General features: G+C 42.4%; 18 protein-coding genes, 1 rRNA gene and 1 riboswitch. Of the genes, 13 read left to right on the top strand and 6 right to left on the bottom strand.

Annotated features, from left to right (window positions below; genetic code table 11):
* The first annotated feature begins 4 nt into the window (after nucleotides 1-4).
* Both BW961_RS25995 and BW961_RS25990 read left to right on the top strand, forming a co-directional pair.
* Nucleotides 5-760 carry an ABC transporter ATP-binding protein gene (locus BW961_RS25995; RefSeq protein ID WP_068584858.1) on the top strand — a complete coding sequence of 252 codons (756 nt, stop codon included), beginning with the start codon at nucleotides 5-7 and terminating at the stop codon, nucleotides 758-760.
* On the top strand, nucleotides 750-2,696 hold the full coding sequence (locus BW961_RS25990; RefSeq protein ID WP_068584799.1) for an ABC transporter permease: 1,947 nt from the start codon (nucleotides 750-752) through the stop codon (nucleotides 2,694-2,696). The genes BW961_RS25995 and BW961_RS25990 overlap by 11 nt, the downstream gene beginning before the upstream one ends.
* A 265-nt stretch (nucleotides 2,697-2,961) precedes the next feature.
* Here BW961_RS25990 and BW961_RS25985 read toward each other — a convergent pair whose 3' ends face one another.
* Nucleotides 2,962-3,864 (bottom strand): AraC family transcriptional regulator, encoded by a 903-nt coding sequence (locus BW961_RS25985; RefSeq protein ID WP_244556061.1) that lies wholly within the window; start codon nucleotides 3,862-3,864, stop codon nucleotides 2,962-2,964.
* 179 nt (nucleotides 3,865-4,043) lie between these two features.
* On the opposite strand from BW961_RS25985, the gene melA reads away from it, so the two are divergent.
* The 3 genes from melA to BW961_RS25970 all read left to right on the top strand — a co-directional run bounded on the left by melA (nucleotide 4,044) and on the right by BW961_RS25970 (nucleotide 8,033).
* Nucleotides 4,044-5,342, top strand: coding sequence for an alpha-glucosidase/alpha-galactosidase (melA, locus tag BW961_RS25980; RefSeq protein WP_068584801.1), 1,299 nt, complete (start codon nucleotides 4,044-4,046; stop codon nucleotides 5,340-5,342).
* Nucleotides 5,343-5,432: 90 nt separating this feature from the next.
* Nucleotides 5,433-5,900, top strand: a complete 468-nt coding sequence (locus BW961_RS25975) for a hypothetical protein (protein ID WP_068584804.1) — start codon at nucleotides 5,433-5,435, stop codon at nucleotides 5,898-5,900.
* A 21-nt stretch (nucleotides 5,901-5,921) separates the two neighbouring features.
* A complete protein-coding gene (locus BW961_RS25970; RefSeq protein WP_068584807.1) occupies nucleotides 5,922-8,033 on the top strand; it encodes an alpha-galactosidase in 2,112 nt (703 codons plus the stop codon).
* A gap of 16 nt (nucleotides 8,034-8,049) precedes the next feature.
* Here the strand turns inward: BW961_RS25970 and BW961_RS25965 are convergent, their stop codons facing one another.
* Nucleotides 8,050-8,949 carry an AraC family transcriptional regulator gene (locus tag BW961_RS25965; RefSeq protein WP_244556060.1) on the bottom strand — a complete coding sequence of 300 codons (900 nt, stop codon included), beginning with the start codon at nucleotides 8,947-8,949 and terminating at the stop codon, nucleotides 8,050-8,052.
* A 154-nt stretch (nucleotides 8,950-9,103) separates the two neighbouring features.
* Here BW961_RS25965 and BW961_RS25960 point away from each other — a divergent pair, with 154 nt between their 5' ends.
* The 5 genes from BW961_RS25960 to BW961_RS25935 all read left to right on the top strand — a co-directional run bounded on the left by BW961_RS25960 (nucleotide 9,104) and on the right by BW961_RS25935 (nucleotide 15,865).
* Nucleotides 9,104-12,448 carry a DUF5107 domain-containing protein gene (locus BW961_RS25960; protein ID WP_068584810.1) on the top strand — a complete coding sequence of 1,115 codons (3,345 nt, stop codon included), beginning with the start codon at nucleotides 9,104-9,106 and terminating at the stop codon, nucleotides 12,446-12,448.
* Between the two features lie 122 nt (nucleotides 12,449-12,570).
* The gene (locus BW961_RS25955) at nucleotides 12,571-13,557 is read left to right on the top strand and encodes an aldose epimerase family protein (protein WP_068584813.1); all 987 of its coding nucleotides are present in this window, start codon (nucleotides 12,571-12,573) and stop codon (nucleotides 13,555-13,557) included.
* Between the two features lie 333 nt (nucleotides 13,558-13,890).
* Complete coding sequence (locus tag BW961_RS31380) at nucleotides 13,891-14,520, top strand: hypothetical protein (protein WP_068584818.1); 630 nt, start codon at nucleotides 13,891-13,893, stop codon at nucleotides 14,518-14,520.
* Nucleotides 14,462-15,112 carry an alpha-galactosidase gene (locus tag BW961_RS31375; protein WP_244556059.1) on the top strand — a complete coding sequence of 217 codons (651 nt, stop codon included), beginning with the start codon at nucleotides 14,462-14,464 and terminating at the stop codon, nucleotides 15,110-15,112. The genes BW961_RS31380 and BW961_RS31375 overlap by 59 nt, the downstream gene beginning before the upstream one ends.
* A gap of 513 nt (nucleotides 15,113-15,625) precedes the next feature.
* The gene (locus tag BW961_RS25935; RefSeq protein ID WP_068584822.1) at nucleotides 15,626-15,865 is read left to right on the top strand and encodes a hypothetical protein; all 240 of its coding nucleotides are present in this window, start codon (nucleotides 15,626-15,628) and stop codon (nucleotides 15,863-15,865) included.
* Nucleotides 15,866-15,966: 101 nt separating this feature from the next.
* On the opposite strand, the gene BW961_RS25930 is transcribed toward BW961_RS25935, so the two are convergent.
* The 3 genes from BW961_RS25930 to BW961_RS25920 all read right to left on the bottom strand — a co-directional run bounded on the left by BW961_RS25930 (nucleotide 15,967) and on the right by BW961_RS25920 (nucleotide 19,719).
* On the bottom strand, nucleotides 15,967-17,199 hold the full coding sequence (locus BW961_RS25930) for an L-lactate MFS transporter (RefSeq protein WP_068584825.1): 1,233 nt from the start codon (nucleotides 17,197-17,199) through the stop codon (nucleotides 15,967-15,969).
* Nucleotides 17,200-17,323: 124 nt separating this feature from the next.
* Nucleotides 17,324-18,061, bottom strand: coding sequence for a LytR/AlgR family response regulator transcription factor (locus tag BW961_RS25925; protein WP_068584829.1), 738 nt, complete (start codon nucleotides 18,059-18,061; stop codon nucleotides 17,324-17,326).
* Entirely contained in the window at nucleotides 18,058-19,719 is a 1,662-nt protein-coding gene (locus tag BW961_RS25920) for a sensor histidine kinase (RefSeq protein ID WP_170878612.1), read from the bottom strand. The genes BW961_RS25925 and BW961_RS25920 overlap by 4 nt, the downstream gene beginning before the upstream one ends.
* 534 nt (nucleotides 19,720-20,253) lie before the next feature.
* Here BW961_RS25920 and hflX point away from each other — a divergent pair.
* Nucleotides 20,254-21,510, top strand: coding sequence for a GTPase HflX (gene hflX, locus BW961_RS25915; protein ID WP_068584832.1), 1,257 nt, complete (start codon nucleotides 20,254-20,256; stop codon nucleotides 21,508-21,510).
* Between the two features lie 150 nt (nucleotides 21,511-21,660).
* On the opposite strand, the gene BW961_RS25910 is transcribed toward hflX, so the two are convergent.
* Nucleotides 21,661-22,686, bottom strand: coding sequence for an S-layer homology domain-containing protein (locus tag BW961_RS25910; RefSeq protein WP_068584840.1), 1,026 nt, complete (start codon nucleotides 22,684-22,686; stop codon nucleotides 21,661-21,663).
* 234 nt (nucleotides 22,687-22,920) lie between these two features.
* Nucleotides 22,921-23,123, top strand: a riboswitch (FMN riboswitch).
* Between the two features lie 128 nt (nucleotides 23,124-23,251).
* Between BW961_RS25910 and BW961_RS25905 the strand changes: the two genes are divergently transcribed.
* Complete coding sequence (locus tag BW961_RS25905; protein ID WP_068584841.1) at nucleotides 23,252-24,202, top strand: DMT family transporter; 951 nt, start codon at nucleotides 23,252-23,254, stop codon at nucleotides 24,200-24,202.
* Nucleotides 24,203-24,839: 637 nt separating this feature from the next.
* Nucleotides 24,840-24,999 (top strand): 16S ribosomal RNA (locus BW961_RS25900); the annotation flags it as partial.

The following is a 24,999-nucleotide window of genomic DNA, read 5'->3' as shown; positions in this document are numbered from 1 at the left end:
GAATATGGAGACATTACAACTTAATCAAGTAAGTAAGATATATAACGGCAAAGTATCTTATAAAGCATTATCAGATATCACATTTAAGATACAGCAGGGAGAATTTGTAGGGATTATGGGACCGTCGGGAAGCGGGAAGACGACGTTACTCAACTTAATTTCGACTATAGACGAACCGACTTCAGGTGAAATACTTATTAATAATAAAAGAACAACAGGACTATCGAAGAAGGAGTTGGCGACGTTTCGCCGTCGTGAGTTCGGTCTTGTGTTTCAAGACTTCAACCTTCTCGATACGTTGACAGTTAAAGAAAATATCATCTTACCGTTATCACTCGATCGTAAAAGTGTCGTTGAGATGAATATACGTGTTCAGGAAATTGCTGAACGAATCGGGATTGCAGATATCCTGGACAAGCGCACATATGAGATATCTGGTGGGCAACGTCAGCGCGCAGCAATTGCTAGAGCTGTCATTCATAAGCCTTCACTATTACTTGCGGATGAACCTACCGGTAATCTTGATTCCAATTCAGCTCGTAATGTCATGAGAATGATGGAGACGTTGAATCGTGAAGATCATACAACGACCCTTTTGGTGACGCATGATCCGGTCGCGGCTAGCTATTGTCAGCGAATTATTTTTATCAAAGACGGTCAGCTTCACAATGAACTACGCCGAGGAGAGAATAAGCAGACATTTTATCAAGAGATCATTAACACGTTGTCATTCTTAGGGGGCGAGTCTCGTGACATTTAGTCAATTTGCCTGGAACAATGTCACCCGCAATGCGCGTGCTTATGTGGCTTACTTCCTGTGCAGCACATTCTCAGTGTCGATTTTCTTTTCGTATGCGATCTTCATGTTTCACCCTGCACTGATGGGCGACGAACTTGGGATGTCCGTTCATGTGGGGATGCAAGCCGCAGAATACGTTATATTCTTCTTCTCATTTTTCTTTGTCTTGTATTCAATTAGTTCCTTTCTCAAGGCGAGGAAGAAGGAGTTTGGCATACTAACGATACTTGGCGCAGAGCAATCTCAGATCTATACGATTGTGTTCATGGAGAATCTAATCATCGGAGCGCTTTCCATTGTAAGTGGTCTAGGCTTCGGTCTATTATTCTCCAAACTCTTCTTATTGTTAAGCACCGAAATGACGGGTCTTGAAGGGCTGAACTTTTATTTCCCAACGCAAGCGATAGGGTTAACAGCAGGAGCCTTTGCAGCACTCTTTATTATCATTTCGTTCACAACGACGTTGTTTCTACGTAAGCAACAAACGCTGGAATTACTGAAAGGGAGTAGTAAACCCAAAACAGAGCCGAAAGCATCGATATTCCTGTCACTCCTGTCGGCAGCCTGTATAGGCGGTGCTTTTTTCCTAGCGCAGAAGGATATTGGTGAGACTTATATATTCGTGCTAGGTTTAGGGACTATTGGTACGTACTTCTTTTTCACACAGCTAAGTGTGTATATGATCCGTCTTATGAAGCGTAGTCAGGCTTTCTTTTACCGTGGAGTCAATCTACTTTGGCTGTCAGAGATGGCTTACAAAATCAAAGACAGTGCACGTATCTTCTTCATCATCACTGTCGTGACAGCGATGGCTTGCGGGTTCCTTAGTATTGTATTGAGTGGAGACGCTCAGAACAAACGGGAATTTACCAACAATCCGTTCGCGATTCAATATAAATCATATGATACGGTAACCCCCAATTGGGATCAGGATATCTTGAGGATCGATCAGATCTTAGATCGCAACGAAATTAAGTATGACCAAATACAATTTGAAGGCCTAAATGTGATGTTTGAAGAGGAGACTTCTGGCTTGTTCGGATTAATGCGTTTGTCGAGCTACAAGCAATTAGTTGAGGTTTACAATCTCTCTGATGTGGATGTCCTAAAGGATCAAGAGGCCATTCTTATTAACAACACTTCGAATACGTATACACGTACGGGGGAAAAGCAAACAGAAGGCTTTACAACTTATCCAACACTCACATTTAATACATCTTCTTCATTCGATGTGTTGATGCAACAATCGGCAGCCATGCCGGGAATCTATGATGCTCGATTAGTTGTATTGTCTGATGAGCGATTTAACGATCTGTATGAGCTACTATTAAGTAGACCGAATGCTCAGTCACCATCTGCTACCGTATTTTATATCATACCGGAATGGTCAAATGATCATTTACCGCAGGAGAATTCACAGGAGTTGAAGGTCACTGGAGAGATCAACACGGTAATGAATAAAGACTTAGGATCTTCTATCTCTCTTCGTGCCATGGACTACTTACAAATGAAGCAAGGATTTAGCATTATTAAATTCGTGTGGATCTTTATTGCCGCTATGTTCTCAGTGTCATCCGTTAGTTTCTTGTATTTCAAATTGTACAGCGATTTAAAGTCTGATCAACGTATGTATCAGTCATTATCGCGAATTGGTCTGACAGAGCAAGAGATGAGTCGATCAGCCTCGATTCAACTTTCGGTCTTATTCTTTCTACCACTATTCATTGCTTCCCTAGGTTCTATTATTACGGTGGAACTTATTCGTCCAGAACTAGGTATGGCTACCACGATACAATCCTCTTTAACAGCCGTAGTGGGATACTTCATCGTGCAAGTTGTATACTTTATTGTTATTAGAGCTTTGTATGTACAGAAGTTGAAGAAAGCTATGTTCTAAAATTCCGACGTTGAGATGGTTAAAGGGAAAATCAATGCTGTTGTTGAATGCAACCCCCTTTTAGGGATGATTTTGATGCAGGATGTAAAAGAAATCATAGGTGGTAAGAATCTGCCGAAACGTCAACTGCATGATTTAAGCTGTAATAAGCCGAGATGAACGCAAGCATCACTGCGTTCATCTCGGCTTGTTATTTATTACGGCAAAAAAACAAATTGGCAAGGATACGACTGCTTTTTTGTATTGCGACCTTGTCAAGAGGAGTCTAATGGCCGAGAGCCAGCATCCGGTATTCTGACGGCGAGCAACTGAATGTTTTGCGAAACTGCTTGGAGAAATACAACGCGTCAGTATAGCCTACAGAAAAGGCTACCTGGTTAATCGATAGATGTATCTGACCACTGAGCAGCTCCTTCGCCCGTTCCATTCGCACCTTTAGCAGAAACTGCATAGGTGATAAACCGGTGACTTGCTTGAACATTTTGGATAAATGGGTGCGATGATAACCTAGACTGCGTGCTAGTTCCTCAATTGAAATTTGCTGTGCGTACTGGTAGGATAGCCAGCGGACGGCTTGGTTAATTTGCCGCTCAATATCCGGGACGTTTGCAAGTGAATGGAAGGCGAGCTTGCCTACATTATTTTGCCCAAGCTCTTTCAGAAATACGCGCAACAGACCGCCGGCCTCCAGATCGGCAAGCTCCGGATAAGGTGTAAGCTCAAACGTTGCACGAATTTTGCGGTAGAGCGAAGTGAGCGGGCGGATATCGTCTATTCGCACAATCGGATGGGAAGGCGAGAATCCTAAGCTGAGCAGTAAATGCTCCGAGATATGGCCTTTGAAGGCTACCCACATATAATGCCAAGGCTCAGTTTCGTCAGCGATATAGGTAAACAGCTCATCCGGAAAAATGATGAACGTATCGCCTTTCGTACACGTATAGCGCTGTCCGCACAATTCAAACCTGCCGCGTCCGGAGATGACGGTATGCACCAGATAGTAGTTATGAACGGAAGGCCCGTTCGCGTGTCCGGGAACGGGCTTTCCTTCTCCGCTGAATAGTAATGATAACTCACCTTGTGCAGGCTGCGTATTGTTCATGACCGTAAATTTATAATGATCCGATGTGTGATTCATGCTTCGGATGGACTTTTCCTCATTGGACATCTTTTAGAATTCTCACTTTCGCTTGCATATTCGTATTTTCAGTCTAAAAGAAAAAACTACAAATGTACATATTAAACATGCATTATGTCCTACTCAATTAGCCGTTTTCTGCTCTATAGTAGATAGTATGAAAAAGACATTAATCCGCTTACATGCGGAATATTTTAAGGAGGATCTTCATGCCTAAGATTACATTCATCGGAGCAGGAAGCACTGTATTTGCCAGAAATGTACTTGGTGACTGTCTACACACACCTGCACTGCAAGGATTCGAAATTGCCCTGTTTGATATTAACCCGGAGCGTTTGTCCGAATCGGAAACCATGCTAAATCACATCAAGAATACATGTGGAAGCACATCTACGATTAAAGCATATACCGACCGTAAGGAAGCCCTTCGCGGTGCCAAATATGTAGTGAATGCAATTCAAGTCGGCGGCTATGATCCGTGTACGATTACCGATTTTGAAATTCCTAAGAAATACGGGCTACGTCAAACCATTGCTGATACGGTCGGGATCGGCGGCATTTTCCGTAACCTGCGCACAATTCCGGTAATGCTTGATTTTGCAAAAGATATTCAAGAAGTATGTCCAGACGCATTGTTCCTGAACTATACCAACCCGATGGCGGTTCTGACGAATGTGATGAATACGTACGGCGGTGTCAATACTGTCGGCCTCTGTCACAGTGTTCAGGGCTGCGTATCTGGACTGTTCGACAGCCTTGGCATGGATCAAACGGGCGTAAAATCCAAAATCGCTGGTATCAATCATATGGCTTGGCTGCTTGAAGTTTCTAAAGACGGCGTAGACTTGTATCCGGAAATTAAACGCCGTGCGCGCGAGAAGCAAAATGAGAAGCACTGGGATATGGTGCGTTACGAAATGATGCTCAACTTCGGTTACTACATTACAGAATCGTCTGAGCATAATGCTGAGTACCATCCGTATTTCATCAAACGTAACTATCCGGAACTGATCGATCGCTTCAACATTCCGTTGGATGAATATCCGCGCCGCTGCATTGAGCAAATCGGCAATTGGAAGAAACTGAAACAAGAGCTCGTCAATAATCCGGAGCTGGATCATAAACGTACGCATGAATACGCGTCGTATATTTTCGAAGCGATTGAAACGAATGTTCCGTTCAAGATTGGCGGCAACGTCATGAATACAGGCCTTATCACGAATCTTCCGAAAGAGGCGTGTGTCGAAGTTAGCTGTCTAGTAGACCGCAACGGTGTAACACCGACGTTTGTTGGCGATCTGCCTCCGCAATGTGCTGCGCTTAACCGTACGAACATTAATACACAGCTGCTCACAATCGAAGCGGCAATTACCGGCAAACGCGAGCACATTTATCACGCAGCGATGCTGGACCCACATACAGGTGCTGAGCTGTCGATGGATGACATCAAAGCGATGTGCGATGATTTAATTGAAGCGCATGGGGACTGGCTTCCAACCTATAAATAAGCAATGATTAAATCGTCTACCGTCCGAATTACTAGAGCTGATTCGTTTTAGTTCTAGTGATCGGGCGGTGAACTAGGTGTAGGCGATAAAGTGAATAACGGCGAGTCCTTCACAGCAGAAGAGTTTGAAGATTTGCATATGAGATTCAAAGAAAAATATCCGACAATCGACGGCAAGCCTTCTATTCCGACGACACTAAATAGGAAGATATTGGTAGTATGCAATGGACATTCAAACGGTGCACCATATGACTTGATTGGACGTTTCAAAACCGATCCTACAACAGATTTGGCAATTAAGAATCTAGCAGATACGGCTTACGACACAGCTCTATACGATAACTTAGGAGCTGCTGGGGGTATAGCGGAAGCGATTATGGAACAAAAAGTTGATGAAATTATAAAAAAATATTACTTGAAAATGGCACTAGCACCTTCGGAACAACAAGTAACAGAAATATACAACCAAATGATCAAGGAATCAGATGCAGCTGGTCTTCCTAAGCTAGAGAAACTCTATAACGAGAACTATAAACAACGTCTGGAATTGTGGAAATAAAACTAATTAGTAGGTGATTATATGACAATCCAATATAACAAGCAACATCATGTCTTTGCAATACAAATGAAGCAAACATCCTATGTATTTGGGTTAAATGAGAAAGGAAGCCTCCAGCATCTTTACTGGGGAGCTTCCGTGGCATTGGAAGATTGCCTTCCGCTGCTTCGACCTTGGGGGCATAGTTCCTTCGATGCGGAAGTAGAACGAGAAATGGAAGAGTACAGTTTCTGGGGTGATCTTGTCTATACCGAGCCATCTCTTAAGGTGACAATGCACGATGGTGTGCGTGACCTATCCATGAAGTATGTAAGTCATCACATCATGGAACAAGAGGGACAAGAGACATTAGTCATCACGTTACAAGATGAAGTCTATCCGTTAGAGACACAATTGTTGTATAAAGTGATCCCTGAGTTTGACTTGGTTGTACGCTCTGCCAAAATCGTGAATACGGGAACACATGATATCATCTTGGAGAATGTTCAATCTGCAGCTTGGCCGATTCCAAATTTGCAAGATTATCGGTTGACGCATGTGACCGGGAAATGGTCGGGAGAATTCCAACTTCGTAATACCGTGCTATCCGAAGGAAAGAAAGTACTAGAATCCAGAAGAGGATTCACAGACGTTCATGCGAATCCTTGGTTCGCCATCGATAATGGACATGCAACCGAAGATCATGGGAATGTATGGTTCGGCGCTCTTGCATGGAGCGGTAACTGGAAGATTACAGCGGAGAAGACATCATTCAATCAATTGAAAGTGACCGGAGGAATCAGCGACTTTGATAGTGAATGGACTTTAGGAGCAGGTGAAAGCTTCGAAGCACCTGAGTTTGTTGGAGGCTACACGACAGGTGGATTTGGTAACATGAGCCGTCAACTTCATCAATATCAATATGATTATGTGATTCCGAATCAAGAAGCAAGGAAGGTACTTTATAATTCTTGGGAAGCGACCTACTTCGACGTGAACGCGAAAGATCAGATGGCATTAGCCGAGCGCGCTGCTAAATTAGGTGTAGAGCTATTCGTTGTTGATGATGGCTGGTTCGGGCAACGAAATCATGATCGTGCAGGTCTAGGCGACTGGTTCGTGAACGAGGAGAAGTTCCCGAATGGCTTGAACGAATTAATTAACAAAGTTCATGATTTAGGGATGGAGTTCGGGATATGGGTAGAGCCGGAATCGGTTAACCCAGATAGTGACTTGTATCGTCAGCACCCGGATTGGGTCTATCATTTCCCTACACGTGGACGGACGGAATTACGTAATCAACTGTTGTTGAATATCTCCAAGCCGGAAGTGAAGAGTTATATCCTTGAATTCATGACGGATCTTTTATCGAATCATGACATTACATTTATTAAATGGGATATGAACCGGACCATTACACAGCCGGGAATGAAGGATCACCCGTTGAATAGACAGAAGGAAATTTGGATCCGACATGCACAAACCTTATATGAAATATGGGCTGAACTTCGGGAGAGATTCCCGCATGTTGCATTTGAGACTTGCGCAGGTGGAGGTTCACGGATTGACTTAGGAATTCTTCGTTATGCGGATCAGACGTGGCCGAGCGACAATACGGATGCGTTCGACCGTCTAAGTATTCAAGAAGGATTCTCGTATGTCTATGCGCCGAAGATGATGACTTGTTGGGTAACAGAAGCTGTCAGCGGGATGAACAAGCGTGTAACTTCATTGAAATACCGGTTCCATAGTGCAATGATGGGGACGCTTGGGATTGGTTCGAACTTGAACGAATGGAGCGACGAGCTGATTGAAGAGTCAGCAGGCTTCGTGGAGCAGTACAAAGAGATTCGTCCGTTAGTACAATATGGTCAGCAATACCGTATAGATGCTCTGAAGAAACAAGGAGTTACAGCGGTGCAGTATGTAAATAAGCAAGCATCTGAGACCGTTGTATTCGCCTTCCTTCATTCGCAGCGATTGGGTGATGGGCTACCACGTCTACGCTTGCAGGGGTTAAATCCGGATAAGACGTATGTGATCGATGAACTTTCGGGAACATGGACAGGCAAAGCATTGATGAACATTGGGGTTGAGCTACCATTGCGTGGCGATTTCGATAGTCTGATGTACCGCATTCAAGAACAAGAATAAGCAAGCAGAGGGGAAGTCACCCCTTTCGAGTATTGCGATACTCGGAAGGCGACTTCCCCATTATTTTTTTGAAGAGGCGTGAGAAGTAGTAAGGATCTTGGAACCCGAGTCGAATGCTGATTTCCTTGATGCTTTGCTCGGTTAGGTCCAGATGCTGGCAGGCTAGTTGTATCTTAAGACGCAAATAGTAATCGATCGGGGAGTAGCCTGTCGTTTTTTTGAATACATGCGTATAATGCGGGACGGATAGATTCGCTTGATCTGCTAATTCCTGTAAGGAGACATTCTTCTCTAAGTGCTCCATCATGAACTGGAGCGAGAATTCAATATCATGTTTCTTCTGCTGATTCCATGCCACGTTAGGCTGTTGTTGCGAGAATCGAATGAGGGCTGCTAGATGACAAGCCAATTGAGAGACATAAATAATACGGTTTAACGAGTATCCTTTCTGCAGAAGATCATAACATTCATGAAACAGCTCGATAATTTTAGCTGATTTCTCTACGGAGACAAGCGTAGGCGTTGCGTGTTGATCGATGCCTTCAAAGAAGGAAACTGCGTTCTCTCCTTTCATATGAAACCAATATATAGTCCATGGGTGAGTTTCGGATGATGCATATTCATGAGGCATATTTGCCGGTATCACCATTATTGAACCTTTCCGCATGTTCTGTTTCTTTTGACCATTTAGACTGACCCAGCCTTCACCTTCAATACAGTACATGACGATATGGGCAACACTACCCGTAGGACGTTCCCGATAGTGATGTAGCGCATGAGGGAAGAATCCAATATCTGTAATATAAAGTGAACGGATGAGCGGGTGAGTGGCGTATTCGGCAATGATATGTTCAGGAAGAACGATCAATTTTTGCGACATGAAGCCGTCTGTTTTTTTAATATGATTCATAACCATACTATGCTGTCTCAGAGAAAATTTGTCAAATGAGAAATGCGTAATAAATCATCATATAATCCATCATGTTCATTCGATCGTCAATGGAGATTCGAGTTGTAAATCCGTAAGATGAGGGTATAGCAAATACATCTTGTACCTGAAAGGATGAGACATGTTGACACAACAAGCTGAAGTAAAAGTATGGGAAGAAACGATTGAGATTCCTACGTATGAAGTAGGTGAACCAGACAAGAATCCGATGTTCTTGGAGAAACGGGTCTATCAAGGTAGCTCAGGTCGTGTCTATCCGCATCCGGTTATCGATAAAATCTATGATGAGAAGGTTATGAAATCTTATCAAATGGTGTTCTTAGAGAATGAATATGTTCAAATTCAAATGATGCCGCAAATCGGTGGACGTATTTATCGAGCAATCGATAAGACGAATAACTATGATTTCGTGTACCACAATCAAGTGATTAAACCTGCGTTAGTTGGTCTGATTGGTCCATGGATTTCTGGCGGTATTGAGTTTAACTGGCCGCAACATCACCGTCCGAACACGTATGGACCTGTCGAATACAGCATCGAAGCGAATGATGATGGCAGTAAAACGGTATGGGTGGGCGAGATCGACCGGATGTATGGCACGAAAGTGACAACAGGTTTTACACTATACCCTGGAAAAGCTTACTTAGAGATCCATGCGCAAATGTATAATCGTACTTCGGAGCCTCAGACGTTCCTATGGTGGGCGAATCCAGCATTGGCTGCCAATGATCATAGTCAATCGGTATTTCCTCCAGATGTACATGCCGTATTCGATCATGGGAAACGTGATGTGTCTAAATTCCCGATTGCAACCGGAACGTACTACAAGATGGACTACTCCGAAGGCGTCGACATTTCAAAATACACTAATATCCCTGTACCAACATCCTATATGGCCTATCAGTCGGATTATAATTTTATCGGCGGCTATGATCATAATGTCCAGGCAGGGCTTCTGCATATTGCGAACAAACATGTCTCACCGGGTAAGAAGCAATGGACATGGGGACATGGAGAATTCGGTCAAGCATGGGATCGCAATCTAACAGATGAAGATGGTCCTTACATTGAGTTAATGACCGGTGTCTACACCGACAACCAACCGGATTTCACATGGCTTCAACCGTATGAAGAGAAGAGCTTTAAGCAATATTTCATGCCATACAAACAGGTCGGTATGGTGAAGAACGCTTCCATTGATGCGGCTGTGAATCTAGAAGTTACCGGTCAGCAAGCGATAGTACATGTCTATGCAACTTCGGTATTCGAGGATGCGCGTGTCATTCTCAAAAGCGCTCGTCAAACGTACCTAGATAAGACACTTAAGATTTCTCCTATGGATACTTTCTCGGTTGAACTTGCAATCGATAAGAATGAACTAGAAGAAGATTTAGTACTTGTGGTCTTAACTGCAAGTGGTAGAGAGTTGATCTCGTATCAACCGAAATCGAAGAGAATCGAGCAAACTCCAGATCCTGCGAAGGCTATTGGGACACCGGAAGAATTGAAGAATACAGAAGCTCTATATTTAGCGGGTCTTCATCTAGAACAGTATCGTCATGCTACGTATGAGCCTGATGCTTATTACTTGGAAGGATTGAAGCGTGATCCAGAAGATATTCGTCTGAATAATGCTTACGGACTACTCTTGCTACGTAGAGGGTTGCTGGAAGAAAGTGAAGTATACTTTAGAAAGGCGATTGAGACGTTAACTCGGCACAATGCAAGACCTTATGACAGTGAACCGCTCTACAACTTAGGGAAAACATTGAAGTGGCAAGGTCGTCTGGAAGAAGCGTTAGCGACATTCTACAAAGCCGTCTGGTCCGCAGCATGGCAGGCAACTGGGTATTTCGCTTTAGCGCAAATTGCTAGTGAAAAGCATGAATATGAAGAAGCACTTGAACTGATTGACCGATCCCTTACGGTTCAGCAACGAAATTACAAAGCGCGTAATCTGAAGAGTGTCATCCTGAGAAATCTAAATCGTCTAGCTGAAGCAGAGCAGCTTACGCAGGAAACGATACGTCTTGACCCAATGGAATTCGGTTCAAGAAATGAATTGATCTACATCTATGAGCAATCAGGGGATCAAGAACAAGCTATTCAAGCGAAGCAAATGTTAGTGAATCTGATGCGTGACGATGCGCACAATTATATTGCACTTGCACAAGATTACGCGGATGCCGGACAGTATACAGAAGCATTGGATGTATTAGGTCGCATTGCTGATCTTTCAAGCGGTAACGTGTATCCAATGGTTCATTACTATCAAGGATACTACAACATGAAGTGTGATGATCTTGCTGCATGTGATTCGTATTATCGTCTTGCTGAAGACGCAAATCCATCGTATTGCTTCCCGAACTCCATTCAAGATTACGTTGTGTTGAAGCATGTAACAGCCACACATGAGAACGATTCGAAGGCACCCTATTATCTCGGTAACTTGTTATTTGATAAGAAGCGCCATGATGAAGCGGTATCTTATTGGGAGAAATCCGTAGCGTTGATTGATACGTTTGCAACGGTACATCGTAACTTAGCTTTAGCTTATTTCAATAAAAAGCAGAATCCAGATGAAGCGCTTGTTGCACTAGAGAAAGCATTTTCTTTAAATACATCAGACGCTCGAGTATTCTATGAGCTGGATCAATTGTACAAGAAACTTAACTATTCGTCTGAACAACGATTAGCAACACTGGAGCAACACAAGGAATTAGTAATCATACGTGATGATTTGTACTTAGAGTACATTACACTGTACAACGCCTTGAACCGTCATGAAGAAGCAATTGCGTTGATAATGAATCGTCATTTCCATCCGTGGGAAGGCGGCGAAGGCAAAGTGCCAGCTCAATACGTGCTAGCGCGTGTCGAGTGGGCTAAGAAACGACTTGAAGCAGGCCAAGCGAAGGAAGCGATCGAACAGTTGCTAGCGGCGAAGCAGTATCCGTTGAATGTGAATGAAGGTAAATTAGATGGAGCCCAAGAGAACAATATCAACTACTACTTAGGGCTTGCTCATCAACAACTCGGGGAACATGAACAAGCCATGCAGTATTTTGCCGAAGCTTCCCAAGGGCTGGATGAACCGACAAGCGCGATGTTCTATAATGACCAACCGCCGCACATGATTTTCTATCAAGGTGTTGCGTTACGTCAATTGGGCAATGAGAAAGCGGCTCGTAGCCGATTTAACAAGCTTGTAGACTATGGCGAACAATATATTTTCTTAAGTCAAAAAATCGATTATTTTGCGGTATCCTTGCCAGACTTCCTCGTATTTGATGAGGATTTGAATAAGAAGAATCGAATTCATTGTCATTACATGATGGGACTTGGACATTTGGGTCTTGGAAATCAAGCCGAAGCGGTGAAGAACTTTAAGCTGGCGCTTGAACTCGATCCGAACCATCAAGGGGCAGCCATCCATATGGAACTCGCGCTTCAGGGCGCATCATAATTTAATTAGTGCTCAAGAGCATTAGACAATATTCAAACCTACCTCTACACGCGGTTATTCATCAGGAATGCCCTCGATAGAGGTATTCTCATATTGTACAGAAGAGAAAGGGGAACGCAGTTATGTTGCATTGGGAACATCATCAGATGGACGATCAAGAGGTATGGACAGGCACGAACTCGATCATACAATTCACGATTGCACCTCATCTAGGAAGTAAGGTCATTTCACTGAGAAATCTAAAAACAGGACGGGAATGGCTATCTAAGACGGATCATCCTCTGGGTAACAAAGGATATGCGAGTTCGTTCTCAGATAGTGACGGCAGTGGCTGGGACGAAATGTTCCCAACCATTAACGCCTGTCATTATCCACAATTTCCTTGGCAGGGGGTAGAACTGCCTGATCATGGTGAGGTGTGGTCGATTCCTTGGCATGCCGTAGTACAGGAAGGGCAGCTTAATTGCGACGTATATGGGGTGAGATTGCCGTATCATCTGAAGAAATCTTACTCTTTTACGAAAGAACAACGATTACGGATTGATTATTCCGTTCAGAATCTCAGTCCGTTCCCTTTCTCTTTCTTATGGGCGGCACATCCACTGTTTCAAGTCGAAGAAGGCATGGAAATCATCGTGCCTCGCGAACTGAATACGGTGGTTGTCTCCTATTCACAAGATGACCGGCTTGGGCAGATGGGTGATATCCAGAAGTGGCCCATCCCCTTTGCAGACCAAGAGCAGACGAGATTGAATATTGTTGAAGCGGCTACGGCACAAACGGCGGAGAAGTATTATTTTCAAGGAGAGTTACCAGAAGGTAAGGCCTCACTCTTCGATCCGGTTACAGGAGAGGAATTAACGATTGTTTTCCCAAAAGATAAGGTTCCTTATCTATCCATCTGGGCGAATGCAGGGGGATATCAGGGGCAGTATCACGTGGCGATCGAACCGGCTACTGGATTCTTAGATGATGTGTCCTATGCCATGGAGCACAAGGCTGTTGCCGTTGTGGAAGCACAGGGCATCTACGATTGGTTCATAGAAATCGAGCTGTCTACTGGGACGAATGATATGAATCCAGTCGTTTCTGTACAACTAGAAAGATAAGGCACTTCCCGTTATAGATCGGAATTTTGAAGTTTAGAAAGCGCTTTATTGTGTCTTCTATAATGGTAGTAAGCTGCGAATATATGCCAATTGTACAGCTTTTGCAATTTAAGGTGCAGCAACGACAAGGAGGCAAATAATGAACGTGAACAATGAAAAAGTCGTGAGTGTGAGCGTGGAGTCAGAGTCACTCCTTCACGTGGATAATGGTCGGGTACACATTATAATAGATCTGGAAAACGGCCAGTATTCTTGTGAAGGTCAAGGAATGGTTTTATTAAAAGAAGTACGCAGTGGCTTCCGATGGAACGGTCGGGAATATCATACGGGGGCGTGCCGTTACCATTAGAAACCGAAAGCTATGAAGTTACCGCATTGTATCACCCTCATAGTCGGCGTGGGTTCATCTTGGGATCCATCTCGCATGATGTATGGAAAACAGGTATTCGGATTAAAGGCGAGCAAGCTGAAAAATTGGATGAGCTTGAATTGTATGGCGGGGCAACGGGTGTCATGACACGCGATTCACAGCCGCATGGTTATGTATTGGGTACGCGTATCGAATCTCCACTTGTGTTTGCTGGATTCTATGAAGATTATCGAGAAGGGCTTGAGACATACGGATGGGCGAACACCCGCATCGCAGCTTCGTTGAAGTGGGATGGCGGCGTACCGTTCGGGTGGAACAGCTGGTCTGCCGCGATGAGCGAGTTAAGTTATGAGCTGTATACCTCGACAAGTGATTTCTTGAAAGAGGAAACGCAGTCGCTAGGTTTTCAGAATGAGGATACGCTGTACATCAATTTTGACGCTTTCTGGGACAATCTGACTTCAGAAGAGATGAAGGATGCACTGAACAGTGTAAGGCAGAACGGGCACAAGCCCGGTACGTACTGGACACCGTTTGCATTTTGGGGAAGCCCTGCGCATTGCGCCCCTGTTCCCGAGCCAATATGCGCATAGTCGGCGGATTTCCTGCGACATTGACGGAAGTCTCAATAGTACGGAATACCAGCTTAACAACCTTACTTACGGGTGGTGGCAGAACGGTACAATTTATCATTATACCGACCCAGATTATATGTCCTTAAGCAAAGGTGGTTCACAGGAGGGTGCACAATCCCGGGTCAATGCGGCAGTCATTTCGGGAACCGTCTTTTTAAATTCCGATAATGTGTTCGATGAAACGGCTCAGCAGTATATGAAAACCCTGTTAACCAATCCTCAAGTAAATGCACTTGCTATAAAAGGGAAGGCTTTCAGAGCAGTAGAAGGCAACACGGGCACTAATGCGGCAGATGTATTTATGCTCGCGGATAAGGGCACATATTACCTAGCTGTCTTCAACTATACTGCAAGGCCAGTAGAACGACTAATCGATCTAAAGCGGGGTGGGATAAATAGTAAAGGAGTTTCCTCCTACAAAATAACAGACATGTGGACGGCTCAAACGAATGTTGAGGAAAGTTACTTGAAAGTATCTTTAAAGGGAGCCGAATCGAAGCTGTATAAGTTCGAGCCTAATCAAGGAGTTGTACCCAACACTACGAAGTAAACTTGAGAATGCAACAAATCGCGATTATCTGGCCCTACAACGCTATGTTCTAATATTCCAACTTTGACCTGAAAGATAGACACTTTGTGAAAAGTGATCTTCTTTCAGGTCTTTTTTTCATTATGTATCGATTATCCAACATGATAAAAACATATATTTCCAATTTTAATTACCATTAAAATAACACTTTTATATTAAATTCCATATATTATAAATGGCTGTATTTAATGATAAGTAAAATGAAGAAATATTTAATATTTTCCTTAAAAAGGTGTAACAAAACCTGATGAATAGCGTTTAGAAAGGAGGGTAGCAAGTTAAGAAAGTTACCTTCTTTTTGTGCCTTGGAATTATTTATTATAAACAAACTAATAATATTGGTTATATGTTATATTTTGTATAATGTTGATGGCGATTTAATCGTATCTATTCTCAGATCATCTCCCATACTATCTATGGCACTGGTGGAGAGTGTATTGATCTATTTGATCTATTCATGGAGGTCGGTAATCATTGGTTAAAATTAAGGTATGGAGAATTATTCTGAGTTCTGATCAGTTGGCGTACTGTTTGGATTCTAAAAGTATTGTAGAGATATTATATGAGGATCACATCGATTATGTGGGGGAAATTCTCGGGTTCACAGATTATAGAATAGAAGTAGAGGGTGGAAGTTATTTGAGGTCTAACTGTAAAGTAAGGATGGAAGTGCAATTAGCTAAGAGTGCTTCACTCGATTTGACGTACGAATAAAGAATGACTACTCATCTACAACACAATAATCCTCCCATCCACATTAGGATAGAAGGAAATGTGATGTGACACCAAGCTTCGCTTCACAAACAATAGATTTGTTACACTAACGTACCATCTGGTTTCAAATGCATCTGTTTATTCTTCACTTTACCTCGAACTGGAGGTTTAAGAATGGTGATCAGAATGAGGGAGACGATACAGAGAATGCCTATGACGATAAACGTTGGTTTAAATCCTCCAGTGATGGAGCCGATGAATGCACCAGATAATGCACCGAGCCCGAAACCTTGGTAGATGATTCCGTAGTTCTTACTGTGATTCTTCAGGCCGAAGAAATCTCCGACAATCGCTGGGAATACAGTGATGTTACCACCGAAGCAAAAGGCGATTCCTGCCACACAAGCAAAGAATATTCCATAGTTCAGCTGCACAAAACTCAACACGAGTACGGAAGCCGTCGTAATAACCAGTGCACCTGCAACAACGCGTAATCGACCGACTTTGTCCGAGAGCGTTCCAAGTATTATTCGTCCTGCTGTATTAAAGATGGCGATCATAGCCACAGCATTAGCTGCACTTTCAACAGAGAGTCCAACCAATTGCACTCCGATGTCTTTTACAATACCAATAAGATACAGCCCGCTCATACAAGCGGTAAAGAAAATAATGAACAAGAGATAAGCTTCTTTGGTTCGTAGCATTTCTTTGACTGTGAAATTCTTGTCATCACCATGAGTAAGTTGAGCCGAACTCAACTGTTCAGCCACTGGAGCTTCGCGTATAATCTGAGCGCCCAATATGACCATGATCATCACGATAACTCCCCATATTAGGAACGCTTGTGACACACCTGCTGAACTGATGAACCCAGAATTGATATATTTAAAAATCAAGCTGCCCATGCCGTAAGCACCAACAGACACACCAGAAATTAGACCTTTCTTGTTCGGGAACCATTTGATCAGATTAGATAAAGAAGTGATATAGGCAGTACCATCTGCGAACCCAACGACCACACCAGCTAGCAGATATATTAGGAATAATGAATGTACCTGGGAGCTTGCAATGAGACCGAGACCAAGGACTATTCCTGCGATGGTGATGAGTTTACGAATACCTAACTTATCTTGTAGCTTACCTGCGAAGAGCGTTGAAAAAGCGAGCGAAAAGCTAGTAATAGAGAAGGTCATCGCAACAGAACTGAGGTCCCAGCCGAATTTACTTACGAGTGGTTGATTGAATAAGCTCCATGTATAAATCGTTCCAAGTCCCATCTGAACGATGATCGTACCAAGAACGATTAGCCAACGGTTCATAGGTGTATTTTTCATAGGTTTGGCCCCTCTTTCTCATTTCTCATGATGTTAATGTAACCTTATAACCGAATTATAGCCCTTGTAGAAGTTGGATGGGCGGTTATGGCATGAGATGCTTTGAAAGCGGTACCAAATGCATTCAGATATTCATGATCTGCCGAAATTCTTTAATATGACTACGACTAACAGGGACTTCATAGTCCAGATCCATCATTTTTAAAAGGTAAGTATTATTAAACCAAGGAATGATTTCTCTAATCTTAGAAATGTTGATGATATATGAACGATGACAGCGGAAGAATAGGTCTTGAGGTAGACTATTGTGGAATTCCGAAATGCTCATGTGTAATGAATATTCATCCGTCCTTGTATACACACAGGTCACTTTCTCTTGAGCAGAAGCATAATAGATATCATCAATATCGGTCACCATAATTTTCTCGTTTTTCCACAGATTGATTTTGTTCTTAATGCCACTACGCTCTAGTGTGGGTTGATGATTGATTTCAATATCTCTAGCATGAGCCGTTTGTAATCTTTGGAGCATGGAGGTAATGCGAGACTCGTGATATGGTTTGAGAATATAATCGAAAGCCTCAATTTCAAAAGCCTCAAGTGCATGCTCCTTATAAGCAGTAATAAAGACGATATAAGGTTTCTTCGCAAATTTGCTAATACTCTTACCCAATAGGACACCATCTAACGAAGGGATATTAATATCTAGAAAAATAACATCCACTTGCGCCTCCTGCACGAACTTAAGTGCATCAATCCCATCTTCGAACCGCCCAACGATTTCAATATCACTATGCGCTTTAATTAGGTACTCTAATTCTTCTCGTGCCAGGTATTCATCTTCCACTAGAATTGCTTTCATCGAATCTCCTTCTGTATTACAAAATGTATGTGAGTTCCTTTATCCAGTCTACGAATCGTTAATCCTTCGCCATATATGAGCTTCACGCGTTGGTGAACATTGTAGAGACCGATCTTGTTCTCTGGAACTTGTCCTGTATAGATATTGTTGATAATAGCTTCCTCGATGCCTACACCTGTATCTTCGATGGATATCCTCACATGATTCCCTTCATCCTTAACGCCAATCGTTACCGTTCCAACACCTTTGGATTTCAAAATACCATGAACAATGGCATTCTCCACTAAAGGTTGAATGATAAGGCTTGGGATGTTGATACTAACATCATCAATATCATATATGACCTGCAGACGATTACCAAATCGAGCGGTCTCAATCTCCACATAGTTACGGACCTGTTGAAGCTCCTTATTAATATCAATAAAGGGATCATTTAACTCCAGATTGTATCGCAAATAACCGGACAAATTGACGATGAGTTCCCGTGCCTTATCTGGATTGATCCGGATGGAAGAAATAATCGCGTTCAACGCATTGAACAAGAAATGCGGATTGATGCGAGACTGTAATGCTTTTAGCTCTGCTTTATTGGCCATTTCTTTCATCTGCTCAATGCGGGATACTTCCATCAAGGTAGAAATAATCTGAGACAATCCAATCGCCATCGTTTGCAGAGGATAAGTAATCTGCTGAGGTTTGCGGTAATAAATTTTCAGTGCCCCGGTGACGTCACCCTTCTCCCGAAGAGGGATAATAATGAGTGACTTAATGGAAGGATTGTTATGCTGTTCTTCATGATTGCGGATCGTTATTTCCCCAGTTTGGATGGTGGCCCTCGTCTCGTCACTAATCATTTCGTTACCAAGATTATAGTATTCAGATCCCATGCCTACATAAGCTAGGATGTTCTTGGTGTCCGTTATAGCGACCGCATCCGCTTGGATATCTTCCCGAATAATGTTACAGATGGTGTTCAGGGACTCCTTGTTAATGGAACGGAAATAAGGCAGGGTCTTATTCGCTATATCAAGCGCTAGCTTAGCTTGTTTAGCTGCAATTGTCTCCTTCTCACCTTCTACCCCTTGGATCAATAGTACGATTAGACCCACGCTGATCTCGCTAAGAATAAGGGGCGCAGCAATTTTTGATACGATATCTACACCTAGGTAATGAGGCTCAGCTAATACCAGAATTAGAATCATAGTCAAAGCTTCGCACAACATTCCAGCAATAATACCGGCAATCCACTGTTTTTTCTTAGGTGATTTCAGATGAATGTATCCAGCAACAATCCCCGCAACAATACTTGCGATAAGGCAAGGTAGGGAAGTAATGCCATGAATATCGATGAGATAACGGTGTACCCCTGAGAGAACTCCTGTACTAATCCCCACAACAGGGCCGAATAGAATTCCGCCAGACATGATAGCGATCATTCGAACATTTACTAAGGATCCTTCTACATTAATGCCCGAATATGTCCCCAGAATAGCAAACAGGGTGAAGAGGGCAGATAGAATGATTAGTTGTTTAGGATGGTAGATATCCTTTTGGAAAATTTCCTTGAATTGTGGAATAAGGGTTAGAAAGAATAAGCAGCTGAGAAGAAGCGATGCACGTTCAAATTGCTGTAACAGAATTGCTAAATCGGCATTCAATAAGGCGTCCTCCAGACATGGTGATTACAATGGTTTCTATTATGCGCTTATTGTTTCAAAAATCAACAAGATCAGTGCTACATGGACCTAACCTAAACTGCGCAAGCCTAACCTAATTGTGAGATGGGTTGAACTGTGTTAATATGGAAGCAACTATAATGATCGGAGGCTTCTCGAAGAGATGAATGATAAATTCCGTTACTACACTTTGTGCCACTAATTGAATAGTGCAAAGGCTCTGCTCCTCGTGCAGGGCGAACGGGATTGGTCTGTTTATTTTGAAGAGAACGCCATTTATTTAATAATGCGAATATCTACATGAATAAAGAGGGAGAACTATTCCACCCTCTTTTTGTTGTCTTTATGCATTATTGAACCCTAGAATCCACGGTTAACGGACCGAAAAGACCCTTAGTTGTATGGAAGTGTATAACTAAGGCATTCATGTGGGTAATGATGGATATATCTCGTTCGCTTAAGCCACAGGAGATCAGCCTGAGGTTTTTTATTTTGAACGTAATGGAGGTTTTACTTATGGAAGAACAACAGAAAGCGATTGTAGTAGGTGTTAACGTGAAACATCAGGAGGACTTTGAGTACTCTATGGAGGAATTAAGGAACTTATCTTCCGCTTGTCATGTAGAAGTGGTAGGACAGCTTGTACAGAACTTAGAACGCGTGAACAATTCTCATTATATTGGAAAAGGGAAAGTGCAAGAGGTTAAGGCGTTGTATGATATGCAAGGGGCGAACATGGTTATTTTTAACGATGAATTGTCTCCCTCTCAGATTCGTAACTTGGAAGCAGGATTACAGTGTAAAGTAATCGATCGTACCATTCTCATCTTGGATATATTTGAGAAGCGGGCCAAGACGCGGGAAGCACAACTTCAAGTAGAAGTCGCGCAACTGCAATATATGTTACCTAGACTTATCGGATTACGGGAATCATTGGGTCGACAAGGCGGTGGCGTTGGGACCAAGAACAAGGGAGCAGGGGAGACGAAGCTAGAGCTTGATCGTCGCCGAATTGAGGATAAGATCAGTGCTTTAAATAAAGAACTAGAGATCCTCGTATCTCAGCGTCAGACCCAACGGAAGAAGCGTCAAAGAAACGAACTTCCCGTAGTATCGCTGGTTGGATACACCAATGCAGGCAAATCAACAATTATGAATGCAATGGTAGAGTCGTTCGGGCCATCAAGTGAGAAGTTGGTATTTGAAAAAGACATGTTGTTCGCAACACTCGAAACTTCGGTTCGGAAGATCCGTCTCATAGATAATAAATCCTTTCTACTTACGGATACCGTTGGATTTGTAAGTAAACTGCCGCATCATCTAGTTAAGGCATTTCGTTCTACGCTTGAAGAAGTGGCTGAGGCGGATCTACTGATTCATGTTATTGATTATTCCAATAGCGAGCATGAGAACTTGATGGATATTACGGATAACACGTTAAAAGAAATAGGCATCACAGATATCGATACCGTGCTCGCTTATAACAAGTGTGATATGGTTGATTGCACGATTCCTCTTGTGAAGGATCAGAGTATCTACCTTGCCGCGAAACAGAGAGTGGGTCTAACTGAACTTGTAGATATCATTTCGTCCCATGTCTTTAAAGATTATATTCATTGCGAAATGTTTATTCCTTACGAACAGGGACAAGTGGTCTCATATCTTAATGAACACGCCCACGTGATATCTACCGCATACGATCCTGCAGGTACTCGCTTAAATATAGAATGTAGACCGATGGTTATTGAGAAATATCGTGAATATGTTGTGTGAGACATTGTAGAAGAACAAATGAATGAAATGAATCATACACCAAACAAGGCTCCTGCGATTACCGCAGGAGCCTTGTTTGTTATAAATAGACACAAGCTTGTTTACAATACACTATATAAGAACGGTTTCGTGTTGAACAATATACGTTATTTACTTAGCGATTAGATCTTCAGGGTTCTTTATTGGAGTCGTTGGACCTTCACCGTAAGGAAGTAGCAAAGAGAAAGGATCAGTTACTATTACGGAAGAAGCCTCGTATTTTGCCACTACTTTATAATTGGATGGTACATAAGTAACGGCAGTAGATTTAGAGATAACTTGTAAATTCATTTGGCCAGGATCGGGTTGATTGATATTGAAGTACAGAGTTGCAGTCAGATCTTTGCCAAATTCAATACGATTAATGGAGGTCGTATAACCTGAGTTAGGAAGATTATCAACGGTAAGGGATACTTTGTTAACGCCAACTGCAGCTTTTTCTAATGCAACAATGCCCTCGTAAGACTTTGTAGGTGTAACGACCTCTTTCACAGGTACAATTTTCTTAACGAACTCCGTAGCATCATATATCAATACAGCTGCTTCGGAGCGGGTAATGGCTTCGTTTGGACGGAATTTTCCATCATCACTTAAAGTGATAAGTCTCATGTTTAATAGAGCCTGCAAGCTGTTCGAAACATCTGGAGAGAGCTTTTCACCGTCTGAGATGTTAATGTACATTAGGGTTACTGGGAAGTTCCCTTTCGTCATGAGTGCTTGGTGGACTAAGTGTGCAAATTGAGCGCGGGTCATTGGATCTGTAGGATTTACCATTTTATCGACGGATAGTCCATTCTGCTGAGCGATTAGGAAGGCTTGGGAATACCAAGCTTTATCAGCTACTTGAGTGAAGTAGACACTTGCTTTAGATTGTTTGTTATTCAGTTGTAAATCGAAAGCGTTAACTAATAACTGAATTCCTTGAGCGTAAGTTACTTTGGACTTAGGAGCGAATAGATCATGTGTAATTCCGTTTATTACGCCTTCAGCTTGTAGAGCATTGATTTTGGATTCAGCTGGGTTACCCGACAGATCTGAGAAGGCAAGTGCGGATGTGCCAAAAGACAGCGATGCTGCCAAGATACCACAAGCCACAGCGGTCTTAGTGGTATTGAACTTGAATAATTGTTTTTTCATTTGTATCACCTCTACATCTATAGATGGGTAATACTAGAAAAATGTTGCAGTTTGTGTACAACTTATTTTTCATAATGCTGTAAATGAATAATGAGCGCTGAAAACATCTATTTGGAAATTATATTTAATTTACAGAAACAAATCATTGACTAATTTCAGTGTGACGATTTTAATAGAGATATAGCAATTGTTATCGTATGATGATGATATTCTATAACAAATACAAAATTGAATATGGATCTTCGGGGTAAGGTGAAATTCCTGACCGGCGGTGAGAGTTCTTTTTTATGACAGATTGTTAAGCCAAGCGAGATTGGGTTTGGCAATCCATCATTATGAACTTATAGCCCGCGACTCGTCTTTCATGAAATGATGAAGGCGACTGACTTGGTGTGATTCCAAGGCCGACGGTAAAGTCCGGATGGGAGAAGATCAACAATAATGCATGATGTGGTTTTTTTGCTACACGCACGCTTATTTGATCATCCCTCGTAATGTCGACATCTGTCGATGACGGGGGATTTCTGCTGTAAGACCCCATATTCAGTTGAAGGGGACAGAGAAGATGGAGAGTGTTAATTCAAGTGTATCAGTAGGAGAGAAACGTTCAAAGAGTGGATTTTGGCTAGTGGTATTAGGAGCGGCTTTATGGGGTGTAGATCCGTTATTCCGGATTATTTTATTGGAATCACTGACTTCAACTCAGATTGTTCTGCTTGAGCATATTATAATTGCCTTGTTTGTAGCTCCAGTGTTATGGAAGAATCGCCATGAACTTCGTGGATTGCGTATGCGGCATGCTGTTGCACTACTATTTATATCCTGGGGTGGATCTGCGATAGCAACGATTTTGTTTACAATGGGTCTCGCTAATGGGAATCTTAATGCTGTATTGTTACTTCAGAAGTTACAACCACTGTTCGCAATTATTATGGCGAGAATGTTATTGAAGGAACGATTGCCGAAGAATTTCTCGCTCTTGTTTCCTATAGCACTTTTTGGAACGTATTTACTTACTTTCGGATTTGAATTTCCTGTAGGACATTGGAATGACTTCGTTCAAGTGGGAAGCTTACTTTCTCTCGGGGCAGCTGCTTTGTGGGGAGGGTCAACCGTGATGGGTCGCCTGATGGTCGGACAGATGAAATATGAAACAGTAGCTTCGATGAGATTCATCCTAGCATTACCGTTACTACTTGTTATCTCCTGGGGTGAGGGCGGGATTTGGAATTTACCAACAGGATCGACCGCTATGATTGCAGTTGCTGTGAATCTTTTTGGGCAAGCACTATTACCTGGACTACTCAGTTTACTGGTCTATTATAAAGGACTTACGACTACTAAAGCTTCCGTAGCTACACTTGCGGAGTTGAGTTTCCCTATGGTGGGTGTGATTATCAATTGGATTGTATTCGACATTGTCGTCACTCAGACTCAAATCCTTGGATTTGTTCTGATATGGGTAGCATTATTTGCAATTTCTAGACAGGGTGGGGAAAATGCTCCTACTTTGTAGACTACTATAAGGATTTAATACAACCTCTCGTATCCATGAAATCTAATGGGAACGAGGGGTTGTTTACATGAAACTGAGATGCGTTATATCCACTCATATTATCTGTACACATTTGATATTAGTGTGGTAATTGCAGGGGATGAAGTTATCCCTTCATTATATAGCTATAATTTAACCCTTTCAGAATTACGCGCTTTCAAGTGACAAGTAGGATCTATATTAATGGTTCATTAGCAAAAAAAATATGGGATAGTTACACCGTAGATCATTGCTCTTCTAATGGTGAAAGGAGTGAAATTATAATTGTAAATATTTATAACTTGCATAGATGTAGAAGGGCGTGGTATATTTTAAATCCGGAAACTGAGAGGACAAGAAATACTCAGTGAAGAAATGAAAATGTTAAAAAGGTTTTGAAAAAAACACTTGCATTATCAAACCGGACATGATAAGATATAGAAGTTGTCGCCGAGAACATCTGGTGCTAACGAAACGAAATAATTGGTCTTTGAAAACTGAACAACGAGTGAGTAGATTTCACGAAAGTGAAATCAAAACAAATGAGAAATCATTTGATAGAGAATGGAAATTCTCGCCAGTTTGTTTCAAAATGAGCATTTCGCTCTTTCTAAATACCAATTTGGAGAGTTTGATCCTGGCTCAGGACGAACGCTGGCGGCATGCCTAATACATGCAAGTCGAGCGGAGTTGTTTTGAAAGCTTGCTTTCAAAACAACTTAGCGGCGGACGGGTGAGTAACACGTAGGTAACCTGCCTGTAAGACTGGGATAACTACC

Origin of the sequence: Paenibacillus macquariensis, assembly GCF_900156375.1 — a bacterium.
GTDB classification, from domain to species: Bacteria; Bacillota; Bacilli; order Paenibacillales; family Paenibacillaceae; genus Paenibacillus_AQ; species Paenibacillus_AQ macquariensis.
Note: the sequence above shows the minus strand (reverse complement) of the source record. Positions and strands in the feature narration are given on the sequence as shown.